The organism is Kitasatospora sp. NPDC058965 (genome assembly GCF_042741245.1).
In the GTDB taxonomy this organism is placed as follows: Bacteria; Actinomycetota; Actinomycetes; order Streptomycetales; family Streptomycetaceae; genus Kitasatospora.
Genome location: NZ_JBHYKG010000194.1, coordinates 3,676 through 15,972, shown reverse-complemented (window position 1 = coordinate 15,972; position 12,297 = coordinate 3,676). Strand labels below are relative to the sequence as shown.

Genomic DNA, 12,297 nt, shown 5'->3' with positions numbered 1-12,297 from the left:
GTGACCAAGGACGGTCTGCTGCACGAGAACGACGGGAACTACGACACCGGCAGCTGGACGGGGTGGAACAACGTGGGCGGCAGCCAGATCGCGACGCTGACCGCGGCCACCACGGGTACCACCGTCCACCTCTACGCGGGGACCACGGACGGTCTGTTCCACACCGCGGACAGTACGGGCAACGGTCAGTGGAACGGTTGGAGTACCCAGCCGGGCAGCCTCGTCGACCAGCTCGACGCCCTGAGCGACAACCAGACGGTGCACCTCTACGCCCACACCACTGACGGCCAGACCCACAGCGAGGACGTCAACTACAGCAACCCCGGCACCGCCTGGAACGGCTCGACCTGGTACACCTTCTGACCCCCGGTCAGGATCCGCCCGCCGCAGCACGGGCACGCCAACGGCCGCCGCTGACCAGAGGCGACCCGGAACGCCAGCCCTGTCCCGAGCCCGCTCGGGACAGGGCCGTACGCGTCCCCGTTCACCGGCGCAACCGGGGTACGCGAGCAGCGTCAACCGGATGCAGCGGGTTGACGGGACGTCGTGGTCATCCCGGTCGCGCCCCTATGATCACCAAGGGTGGAGAGAACCTGCACCGTCAGTGAGGCCCGACCCGGGTTCTGCCGCACCACACCCTCCACCACCAGCAACGGAGACCGCATGGCCGGCGTCGCACAGCGCGTGCAGAACACCCCCGCCGAGACGCCCGACATCGAGGCGCTGCTCGAAGGCCTTGCTCTCCTTGAGAGCCGGGCCGTCGTGCTGCCGGCCTGAGCACCCCATCGGTCACATGTCCACCTCCTCCTGCCAGGCTTCGCCGCCGCAGCCCATCGCGGCGGGCCCGGAAGCCGCCGTCCCGGTCCAGCGGCGGCTCACCGCTCTGGACGCGTTCCGCGGCTGCCTCGTCGTTCTGCGGATCTTCATCGGCAGCCAGGTGGAGGAGATCGCGGCCCCGGTCCTCCTGCACGCGAACGGCTTCGGGCTGACCGTCGCCGACCTGGTCGCTCCCGGCTTCCTGTTCATCATGGGCCTGGCGGTGCCGGTGTCCATGTCGGCGTTCCTCCGGGCGCCGGACGCAGGCGGTCCGGGCGGGCCGGACAGGCGGCAGCAACTGCTGCGCATCGCGCGCCGGGCCGTCCTGCTGTACGCGATCGGCACGTTCCTCAACGCGTACCCGTTCCTGCCCGAGGAGCTGGCGCACCTGCGGTTCGTCGGTGTGCTGCAACGGCTGGCCGTCGTCTACCTGGTGGTCTCGCTGCTGTACCTCTCGTGCGCCTGGTCGATGCGGCCCGTCAGCCCGGCGCCGGCCGCCGGGGGCGGGGCCGCGACGCCCGTCGGCGCGCGCACCCGCACGGTGCGCCTCCTGGCCCGGGTGTTCCTGCTGGCCGGTTTTCCGATCGTGAGCGTGGCCGGCTGGATCGTGGCGACGTACACCTTCCACAACCCCTGGCCCGAATGCGCCGACGTCCATGCGCTGGCGCGGGACTGCTCGCTGGAGGCCTACCTCGACACGAGGATGTGGGGCACCGGACACAACTTCAACGGCGGCAAGTTCGATCCGGAAGGGCTGCTGTCGACCGTGGTGGCGGCCGTCAACTGCTGGGCGGGTCTCGTCGTCGGCATCGACATCGTCCGGAACAGGCAGCGCTACACCGCGAGCGGTGGCGTTCGCCGGCGCGCATCGTTGCTGATCGCCGGTGGCGCCGGGTGCGTCGGGGCGGGCCTCGCGCTCGGCCTCGTCATCCCGATCGGCAAGCAGCTGTGGACTCCGTCGTACGCTCTGGTGACCGTCGGGATCATGACCGTGGGCTTCGGTTCGGTGCTGCTGGCGTTCGACGGCGGGCCGTGGCCGGTGCCCGCCGGCCGGGTCTGCGCGGGTGTGACCGCCGCTGTCCGGCGGGCGGCCGCGCCGGTCGGCGACACGCTGGTGGCTCTCGGCCGCAACCCGCTGTTCTTCTACGTCCTGTCCGAACTCGTCATCGACACGCTGGACTACGTGCCGCTCCGGCAGTACGGCGCGGACGGGTCGGTGTGGAGCGTGCTTCCCGAGGTCGGCCTCGCCTCCTGGATGCCCGCCCCACTGGCGAGCATGGTGTGGGCGGTGCTGTGGCTGCTGCTGTGCTACGTGCCGCTGGCCCGGCTGCTCGTGGCGCGCGGGTGGTACATCCGCGTGTGACGACGGCCGTCACACGCCGGTGCCGGCTGCTGCGGGGCCCGGCTGCACCGCCGCCGGGACCGCTCGCGGCCCCGTCCGGGCCGTCGTGGGGCGCTGCCACTGGGGGCCGGCCCCGAGCGCCGCGCTGACCAGGGCGTGGGCGGTGACCAGGCACAGGGCCGTGCGGTAGAGGGTCTGCTGGAGGGGCACGAGCCACAGGTGCCGCAGGCTCTCCCCGTCCTGTCGCAGGGCGTAGGCGGCCAGGGCGAGTTGGGCGAGGCAGAACGCGGCCCAGGTGCCGGCGGGGGCGAGGGCGGTGCCGGAGCTCAGCCCGTAGAGGGCGGCGGCGTCCAGCAGGGGGGCGGCGAGCGGCAGGGCGAGTTGGAAGAGCAGCAGGTAGGGCAGGGTGCGGCGGCCCAGCCGGCCGGCGGTGCCGCGTTCCTCGACGGCGTGCCGGTGCTTCCAGAGGGACTGCAGGGTGCCGTAGGCCCAGCGGTACCGCTGGTGCCACAACTGCCGCACGGTGGCGGGGACGTGGGTGGCGGCGTGGGCGTCGCTCCGGTAGACGACGTGCCAGCCCGCCCGGCACAGGGCCATGGCGATGTCGGTGTCCTAGGCGAGGGTGTCGGCGCTGATGCCGCCGCAGGACTCGAGCGCCTCCCGCCGGAACGCGCCGATGGCACCGGGGACGGTGGGGCTGGCGCCGAACAGGTCGAAGAGCCGGCGTTCGAGCCCGAAGCTCATGACGTACTCCAGGTGCTGCCACAGCGGCAGCAGGCCGGAGCGGTTGGCGACCTTGGTGTTGCCGGCGACCGCGCCCACCGCAGGATCGGTGAAGGCCGCGGCCAGGCGGGCTACGGCGCCGGGGGCGAGCACGGTGTCGGCGTCGACCATCAGGATCACGTCGTGCGCGGCGTGCGCGACGCCGGCGTTCAGGGCGGCGGGTTTGCCGCGGTTGGGCTGGGTCAGGACACGGACCCTGGGGTCGGCCACGCTCCGGGCCGCTGCCGCTGTGCCGTCGGCGGAGCCGTCGTCGACGACGACCACGTCGATGTCCGGGCAGCCGCCCGCCAGCAGGGCGCGCACGCAGGCGGCGACGGTCTCCTGCTCGTTGTACGCGGGAACGACGACGGAGACGGGCAGCCCCGGGTCGGGCAGGTCGCGGGAGGCGGTACGCCGTCGGTGTGCGGCAGCGGCTGCGGCGAGCAGGAGCAGCCGGCCGGCCGTGAGCACGGCCACCGCGGCCAACAGCCAGGCGGTCGCGGTGGGCACGGCGACGGCGGCCCGGAGCAGGGCGATCAGTGCGGTGCCGTACCAGTGGTCGAGCCGGGTGGCCGGGGCAGCCTGGGGCGGCAGGCCGACCGCCTCGGTGAGGGTGGTGAAGCGGTAGCCGCGTGCTTTGAGGGTGTCGATGTACTGCCCCAGGGCCGCGACGGTGCGGGAGCGGTCGCCGCCGCCGTCGTGCATCAGGACGACGGCCCCTTCTCCCCGGGGCGGCACGGCCTGGCGCACGATGTCCGCAGTGCTGCCCCTCTCCCAGTCGAGGCTGTCCTGGGTGGACAGCACGGTGAGGTAGCCGAGGGCCGCGGTGCGCTGGACCGCCTGCCAGTCGCGGTTGCTGACGGCATCGGGGGTGGAGGAGTAGGGCGGTCGCAGCAGCGTGGTGCTCCGGCCGGTGGCCCCGGCCAGCACGGCGCGGCTGGCGGCCAGCTCCAGTTGGACCTGCCAGATCGGCGCGGTGGACAGGTCGGCGTGGGTGAAGGTGTGCAGCCCCACCTCGTGCCCGGCCGCGGTCTCCGCACGGACCAGTTCGGGGTGCTCGGCCACGTGCTCGCCGATCACGAAGAACGTTCCCGGGACCTGCTTGGCGGCCAGGAGCCGGAGGATCTGCGGGGTCCAGGTCGGGTCCGGCCCGTCGTCGAACGTCAGGGCGACGGTGCCCGGGCGGACGGCGGAGCTGACCGGTGTGCCGCCCCGGGCGTCGACCAGGGGGCCACCGCCCGCCACCGACCCCGGAACGAGGTCGTCCGGCCCCTGGCCCTGCGTGGTGCCGGCCGCGCCGACCCCGCGCAGGACCGAGGTCGCCAGGAACAGCGACAGCAGGAACACCGTCAGGACGCAGGCCAGGACCCACCAGTGCCCCCGGGGCGCGACCCTCCTCATCGCGCGGCGTTCGTGCCGGCGGCCTCGGCCGGCCGGGCCGCGGGAGCCCGCGGATCGGCGTACAGGACGCCGCCGGCCACGGCGAGGACGGCCAGGCACCCCAGGCACACGAGGACGCCCACGGCGATCACCACCACGCGGCGAAGGCCGCGGGGATCGTCGAACACAGCCGGTGTCGGCGTGACGGCCGGAGGAGTCGGGAGCACGTTGGTCACGCCACTGGATGCTAAGAAGATCACGTGAGGCTCCTGCCGTCGGCGCGCGGTCGTTCCCCCGGAGGAACGAGCCGTATCCCCACGAGGCGACGGGGGATACCGCGAACGGGGCAACCTGACCGCGACACGGTTCGCCGCGGTACCCGGACCTCGGGACGCGCGTGCCACGGTGACGGCGCACAGCGGCCCCGGACCCACGGTCCACGGACTCACGGTTCCTGGCCGCATCGCCGGCGGCTCACCCCCGCAGCCGGCACCACCAGCCACCACCCCGCACCCGCACGGACTGGACCACCGATGGCCGCGTCGCACGACACCACCCCGCCGGAACCACCTGCACACCGCCCCCGCGCCGGGCGGGCGAGAACCGTGCTCCGGCTGGCCGGCGGGCTGCTGGCCGCCCTCGCCCTCCTCGGCGCGGGCCTGCAGCTCGACCACCGGCTCAACACCATCGACCTCCCGCACGTCAACCGGCCGACCCAGGACGGCTACACCCTCACGGTGTACTTCACGCCCAGCCAGGCGCACTACCACGGCCCCGAGCGCAACATCCACGACCGCGCCTGCCCGGGCCAGAACCCGCCGGACACCTTCCCCGCCGACTTCCTCGACCGGGTCGGCCTGGAAGGCTTCGGCAAGACCGTCCACGGGGACTACCTCGGCTGGGACTTCACCCAGCACTGCTACTTCTCGACCAGCACGCCACCCGTCGGCTCGCACGAGAACCCGCTGGTCCCCTGGCAGTCCGTCGCCGCCAACCACTTGTCACCCGGCTCCCGGATCCGCGTCCTCGACTGCGGCCAAGGGCTCTCGCCGGACACCTGCTCCCGGGTGAAGTCCGCGAACTGGCACGTCGACGACCTCTGCAGCATCGGCTGTGACGACGCCAAGCACCTCGACCTGTACATCGGCGAACAGACCCGGGCCGACCTCGAAGACCAGGACTCCTACTTCGTCACCACCAACGCGAGGGTCCTGGCCGAGATCCCGGGAGCGGCGAACTGACCTCGCCGGCCGGTCCTGGGCCGGGCGGTGGCGGGCCCGGCTCGGGCGCAGCTCCCGGGTGAACCGCCGCACCGTGCCGCCCGCGTCGACGAGGGCCGGCTCGGTGCCGGTCAGCTCCGCGAAGTCGTCCAGCTCCTCGGCGCCGATCGCGGTGGACAGCCCGGTGCGGTCCGGCCCACCGTCGGTGAGCTGCGCAGACGCGTTCCCGCGCCGGCCTCGCTGTGCTGATCCCCCCGCCGGCGCCGAGTCCGGCCCGGCCGTCGCGATCGGCGGCCCAGCGCCGGGCAGGTGCCCCGGACGCGGGGTCCGGGGAAGGACCACCACGACCGCCGACGGCGGGCGCTGCCGGCTCCCGCGCCGGTCGGCGGCCCGTCGGCGGAGCATCAACTAGGCTGCTGCCAGCCGCAGAACCCGTGTCCACGATCCGAGGTTGCGGCTTGCCCCCGCGGTTCGGCGCTCGGTGCCGTGCGGAGGATCCGTCTGAAGGGAGCTACCCGTGGTCGAGGCGTACGGCGGCCGACAGGAGCGCGCCGGCCGGGTGCCGTTCGTCGGCAGATCCGCCGAGGTCGGTCTGTTGGACTCGGTGGTGGACCACCTCACGGGCGGCGGACAGGCCATCGTCGACGTCACGGGCGAGGCCGGGATCGGCAAGAGCCGACTGCTGGCGCAGTTCTGTGCGCGGCTGCGCAGCCAGGGGCTGACGGTGCTGAGCGGGCAGGCCACGGAGTACCAACAGCACAGCCCGTTCCGGCCGTTCGCCGATGCCCTCGCCGAGCTCGGCCCCGAGGCGATGCGCCGCTTCCCGGCGCTGGCGGAGTTGTCGCCGGCCCTGCGGGGCGCCGCCGAGACGCCGGCCGCCCCGGGGGACACCCACCGGTTCGCGCTGTACCGGTCCACGGCCGCTCTGCTGGGCGGGCTCGGCACGCACCGGCTCGCCGTGGTGCTGGACGACCTGCATTGGGCGGACCCGGCGTCGCTGGAGTTGGTGGACCACCTGGTGCGCCACCCCGTCCGCTCGCCGCTCCTCCTGGTGGTCGCACGCCGGGGTCGGCAGACTCCGCCCGCGCTGGCCGCTTCGCTCGCGCGCGGCGTGGACTCCGGGACCGTGCTCCGGATCGCCCTCGGGCCCCTGGCCGAACGGGACTGCGCCGACGGCCTGGCCGCGGATCTGCCGCGGCCGCAGGCTGCGAAGCTGTACGCGGCGAGCGACGGCAACCCCCTGTACTTCCTGGCCCTCCTCCAGGCCCACCGCGAGGCCCGCCGGGCGCCCGGTCGCACGTCCCCCGTCGCGGGCGGAGCGGTCTCCGGGGACCCGGACGGCCTGCCGGTCGGGATCGGCACGCTGCTGCTCGACGAGTTGGCGCCGCTGAGCCCGGTGGAGCGCCAAGTCCTGGAGGCAGCAGCGGTCCTGGGGGAGCGCTCCACAGCGCGGATGATCGGCTCACTGACCGGCTCAGGTGCCGCGGAGGTCACCGACGCGCTGCGCGGGTTGATGCACCGCGATCTGCTGCGGCGCGCCGAGGGCGGACGGCTGGCGCTGCGCCATCCGCTGGTCCGGGAGCTCGTCCACGAGACCATCGACCCCTGGCTGCGGGAGGACTTCCACCGCCGGGCCGCGGCGGAGATCGCCGCCGTCGGAGCCACCGTCATCGAGCGGGCCCACCACATCGAGCAGTCGGTGACCCACTGGGACCCGCAGGCCGCCGGCGTGCTGATCGAGGCCGCCGAGCAGAGCGCCGCGACCGCTCCGGCTGCTGCCGCGCACTGGCTCGGCGTCGTGCTGCGAGTGCTGCCGGACAGCCCGGAACACCTGCCCGCACGGCGCGAACTGACGCTCTTCCGGGCCCGTACGCTCGGCGTCAGCGGCGGACTGCAGGAGGGCCGGGACCTGCTGCAGCAGCTGATGGACATGCCGGCAGCCGACCGCTACGACGACGTCCGCGCCGCCGCGGCCGCCCTGCGCGGCCAGGTGGAGCGGCAACTCGGGCGCCACCAGGAGGCCGAGGCGATGCTCCGCCGTGAACTGGCCCGCTCGCCCGGCCCCTCGGCCTCGCACGCGGTCAGGATCGGCCTGGAGCTGTGCTCCTGCCTCCTGTCCGCCGCCCGCTACCCGCTGGTCCGGTCGGACATCAACGACGTCCTGGCTGCGGCGCGTTCGCTCGGCGACGAGATCGGCGAGCTGGGCGCCCTGGCGCGGATCGCCCTGGGCGAGGCCTACGAGGGCGACCTGGACACGGCCCGCACCGTCGCCGCGGACGCCGCCGCACTCGCGGAGACGCTGGCCGACGCCGACCTCGCCGAGCTGTGCGAATCGCTGTGCACCCTCGGCTGGACCGGGGCGTTCCTGGAGGACTACGCCGGCGCCGAGCGCCACCTGGACCGTGGGCTGGAGATCGCCCGGCGAACCGGCCAGGCCTGTCTCGTCCCGCAGTTCCTGACCGCGAAGGCCTACCTCCACTTCAGCACGTGCCGGATCACCAGTGCGCTGGAACTGGCCGCGGAGGCCGAGCCGATGGCGCGCGCCACCGGGAGCGACGAGCTGCTCGCCTTCACCCTGGCGTTCCAGTCCCAGATCCTGCAGCTGGCCGGCCGACCGGCACCGCCGAGCGCCCTGGCCGTCGCGGAGGAGGCCGCGGCCGCGGCGGTCAGCAGCGACCACTGGTGGGCCACCCTGGCCCTGTGCATGCTGGCCTCCGCCGCACTCGATGCCGCCGATCCGCACCGGGCGGCGGACATCCTGCTGCGGGCCGGCGGCGGAAGCGACCTGCGCCGACTGCAGCCGACGACGCGCCCCAACTGCCTGGAGACGCTCAGCAGTGCCGCCCTCGCCGTCGGCGACACCGACGCCGCCGTGCGCTGGGCGGAGCGCGCCCGCAAGGAGGCGGAGCAGCTCGGTCTGCCGGCCCAGCTCGGCGCGGGGCTGCGCAGCCTCGGCCGGATCGCCGCGTACCACGGCGACGCGGCCGAGGCGGCCCGGCTGTTCACCGCAGCGGCGGAGCAGAGCGTCCGGTCCCGGGCGACGCTGCGCGAAGCCCAGTCCCTGCTCCTCGCCGCGCCGCACGTGCGAGCCACCGGCGACAGCACCCGTGCGGCCGAGATGTGGCACCGGGGCTCGCGGTTGGCCTCGGAGGGAGGAGCTCGCCGGCTCACCGGCCTTGCCGAGCACATCCGTTCGGAGGTCTTCGCCGCCCCGGCCGAACCCGCGGGCGAGCTGGTCTCGTTGACCGCCCGCGAACGCGAGGTGGCCGAACTGGCCGCCCAGGGACTCACCAGTGCCGCGATCGCCGGCAGGCTCGTGCTCAGCCCGCGGACCGTCGAATCGCACATCGCCCGGATCTACCGCAAGACCGGCGTGGCCAGTCGCGCCGAACTGGCCGTCCTCGTGAGCCGCAACACCGGGCCGGAACGGGCGCACCTCGCGGTGCGTCGGCCTGCGCCCGAGGTGCCGCTTCCGGTGGACGGCCGCGAGGCCGGTGACCCCTCGCCCGCGCCGCCGCGGGCCGCGGCCGATGTGCCGCGGCTGCTCGGCCGGGAGGTCGAACTCGACTCGGTGGCCGCGGCGTTGGAGGGGCTGAAGGCGGGCGTCGGCCGAGCGGTCGTGCTGGTCGGCGAACCCGGCATCGGGAAGAGCGCGCTGCTGTGGACGGCCACCGCGCACGCCCGGTCCCGGGGCATACCCGTGCTCGCCGCGCGCGGCGACCGCACGCCGCTGCCCCCGCTGCCCGCCGGCCCCGACGTCGTGGACGTCTACGAGCTCGCCGCCCGCGCCGACGACCGCTCCGCCGTCCTGGCGGTGGTGGACGACCTGCACGAGCTCGGGCCCGAACGGATCGCGGACGTGGAGCGGCTGGTGGAGGCCACCAGGACCGGTCCGGTGCTGTGCCTGATGGCCTACCGGCAGCGCCGGCTCTCGCCCGCTCTCGCGGCCGTGCTCTCCCGCGCGTCGTCCGCCGGGCTGCTGGAGGTGTGGAACCTCGGACCGCTCTCCCTGGAGCAGGCACGCGAGTTGCTCGGGGACCGGCCGGACCTGGAGCAGGTGCACGGCAAGGCGGGCGGCAACCCGCAGTACCTCAAGGTGCTGACCGCCGACGGTGCGTCGGTGGCCGAGGCCGGGACCGCGGTCCTCGGTGAACTCGACGGTCTCGACCCGGTGTCCCTGCTGGTCGTCCAGGTCGCGGCCGTGCTCGGCGAGCAGTTCCACCCGGAACTCCTGGCCGCCGTCGCGGGCGTGGACCTGCCGGAGGCCATGACCGCGTTGGACGGGCTGACCCGGCTCGACCTGGTCCGTCCGGCCGAGCCCGCGCCGCGGCTGTCACTGCGTCACCGAGCGGTCGCCGACGTCGTCTACGAGCGGCTGGAGCCCAGCCGCCGCCTCGCCCTGCACCAGCGCGCCGAGGCGGAACTCGCCCGGCGGGCGGCGCCGATCACCGAGCGCGCCCACCACGTGGCCCGGGCCGCGGACCCGTGGCGGCCGGAACACGCAACGACCCTGATCGCCGCGGCCCGCGGCGTGCTCTACACCGCTCCGGCCGTGGCGACGGGGCATCTGCAGGCGGCCCTGTCGCTGCTGCGCGAAGGTGGGGCGCACTGGTACGAGGCGAAGGTCCTGCTCGCGCGGGCCCGGCTGCTGACCGGGGACGCTTCGGAGAGCCGGGCGCTGCTCGAAGCGCTGCGCTCGGAGATCCCCGGCGGGTCGGCCGGGGGCGCGACCGCGCTCGCCGACTCCAGCCGGACCGAACGGAGGATGGGCCGGTTCACGGAGGCCGGCGCCCTCGCCCGCGCCGGACTCGCCGCGCTGACCGACGACGACTCGGCCACCGCCGCGGCCCTGCACGCGGAACTGGCCGACTACGCCTACGACCAGCAGGACTACGAGACCAGCCGGGAGCACGCCGAGACCGCCGCAGCGCTGGCCCGCCGGCACCAGGACCGGATCGGCGAGGCCTACGCCCTGGGCAAGGCGGCGCTCGGCCACCTGTTCACCGGGGACCAGGCCCGTGCCATGGCGACGCTGGCCGAGGCCGCCGACATCCTGGACACCGCCCCCGACACGATGCTGGTGGCCTCCCTGGACGCCGCGTTCCAAGTCGGCATCGCGGAAGGGATGGTGGGACGGCTGGTCGACTCCGAGCGCCACCTGGCCCGTGGCGCGGACCTGTCCCGGCGCACCGGGCAGACCTACATCCACCCCCAGATCCTGACGGTGCTCGGCAACGCCCGGCTGCGCGCGGGGAACCTGGCCGGCGCACTGACGACGCTGGACGAGGCCGACCAGCACGTCCGACGGGTCGGCGACATTTCCGTCAGGACGATCCTGATGACGCTGCGGGCCGAAACCCTGCTGTGGCGCGACGGCCCGGGTGACCTGGCGGAGGCGACCGCCACCGCCGAACGCGCCAGGGCGGCCGTCGGCAGCGCGGTGACCTCCTGGGCGGTCTCCGCCCGCTGCGCCCACGCCGAGTTCGTCCTGCACACGGGCGACCCGGCCCGCGCCGGATGGCAGTTGCTGGACGTCGCGGGCGGGGAGGACCTGCCGAGGCTCACCGCCTGGCGCAGGCCCCGCTGGTGCGACCTGCTGGCACAGGCGGCGGCCGCGGACGGCGACCGGGCCGCCACCGAGCGCTGGGCGCGGCTCGCCGAGGAGAGCGTCACCGCACTCCCCTCCGTGGGCCGGAACGGCTTCGCACTGCGGGCCCGCACCCGGGCCCACGCGGTGAACGGGGACACCGACGGCGCACTGCGCTGCGCCCAGGACGCGATCGCGGACTTCGCCGAGGCCAGCGACCGGATCGAGCTGATCCGCACGCTGCTCACGGCGGCGGAGCTGTCGCTGGACGCGGGGCGGACCGACGCGGTGGCCGGCCGGCTGCAGCGGGCCACGGTGCTGGCCGACCAGTGCGGCTCGGCCCGCCTGGCCACCGACGCCGCCGGCCTGCGGGCACGCCTCGCGGCCGCCACCCGGCGGTCCCGCTGAGCGGGCGCCGGCTCAGGACGGCACCGGCACCGGCTCCCATCGGGCTCCCGGGGGCGGCCTGGCCACCGACGGCCCCGCACACCTGTGGCGGCCACCGCACGGGCTGCTGCGTAGCGGATTTGCGTGGACTTACGGATGCCCCCCGGTGCCGCGACCGGCAAGGATCACCGCAGGCGGAGAACCCGCCCCGGCCCACCGCCGGGAACTCTCCGCGCGCCTGTCGAGCGCATCAGCACCGCGCTCCGGGGAACAGCACTGAACGATCGACGATGGAGATTCGAATGGGCCTGGCGGAACGTCGCAGCGCCGAGCGGTTCAAGAACGAGGACTACCCCGGCTGGAAGGCGCGGATCGACGAGGCGGCAGGCTTCGAGGTGCCGATCGAGGTGGACTGGCAGGAGCTGGCCGTCCCCGACTACGCCGACAGCTACGCCGAGTACTTCCCCCAGGTGTACTTCCAGCCGCTGGTGGACGCGCTCGGCGCGATCGGCGCGGACGACATGGGCAAGGAGGCGCTCCGCGAGGGCGTCTCGAAGGTCGTCATCAGGAACACCGGCGAGTACTTCAGCACGTCGGGGATCACTTTCGCCGACGGCGTGCTGACGTTCGACCACAAGTCGGACACCAACACCCACCACGTCGAGGAGCGCACGAAGCACATCCAGGCGATCCTCGAAGCCGCACTCTGACCTCCCTCCTTCGTCGCGGGCCCCCCGGTCAACCGCGGGCCCCCTGAGGGAGTAGGGGGTGGGGGGCGGGCAGTAAAACCCCCACAACACCCC

Annotated in this window: 5 protein-coding genes and 2 pseudogenes; 5 read left to right on the top strand and 2 right to left on the bottom strand. The window is 74.4% G+C overall.

All coding sequences use genetic code 11. From position 1 onward, the window contains the following. Both ACFW1A_RS26985 and ACFW1A_RS26980 read left to right on the top strand, forming a co-directional pair. A pseudogene (locus ACFW1A_RS26985) lies at positions 1–363 on the top strand (hypothetical protein); the annotation flags it as partial. Positions 364–793: 430 nt separating this feature from the next. After that, on the top strand, positions 794–2,179 hold the full coding sequence (locus ACFW1A_RS26980) for a hypothetical protein (protein ID WP_380412890.1): 1,386 nt from the start codon (positions 794–796) through the stop codon (positions 2,177–2,179). A gap of 9 nt (positions 2,180–2,188) precedes the next feature. Here the strand turns inward: ACFW1A_RS26980 and ACFW1A_RS26975 are convergent. Together ACFW1A_RS26975 and ACFW1A_RS26970 are read right to left on the bottom strand one after the other, a co-directional pair. Continuing rightward, a pseudogene (locus ACFW1A_RS26975) lies at positions 2,189–4,321 on the bottom strand (bifunctional polysaccharide deacetylase/glycosyltransferase family 2 protein). Beyond that, entirely contained in the window at positions 4,318–4,536 is a 219-nt protein-coding gene (locus ACFW1A_RS26970; protein WP_380412888.1) for a hypothetical protein, read from the bottom strand. Before ACFW1A_RS26970 ends, ACFW1A_RS26975 begins: the two are co-directional and overlap by 4 nt. A gap of 369 nt (positions 4,537–4,905) precedes the next feature. Between ACFW1A_RS26970 and ACFW1A_RS26965 the strand changes: the two genes are divergently transcribed. From ACFW1A_RS26965 to ACFW1A_RS26955, 3 genes are all read left to right on the top strand, one after another. Next, a complete protein-coding gene (locus ACFW1A_RS26965; RefSeq protein WP_380412886.1) occupies positions 4,906–5,541 on the top strand; it encodes a hypothetical protein in 636 nt (211 codons plus the stop codon). Between the two features lie 496 nt (positions 5,542–6,037). After that, complete coding sequence (locus tag ACFW1A_RS26960; protein WP_380412884.1) at positions 6,038–11,515, top strand: AAA family ATPase; 5,478 nt, start codon at positions 6,038–6,040, stop codon at positions 11,513–11,515. Between the two features lie 281 nt (positions 11,516–11,796). After that, entirely contained in the window at positions 11,797–12,204 is a 408-nt protein-coding gene (locus ACFW1A_RS26955; RefSeq protein ID WP_380412882.1) for a hypothetical protein, read from the top strand. Positions 12,205–12,297 lie beyond the last annotated feature (93 nt).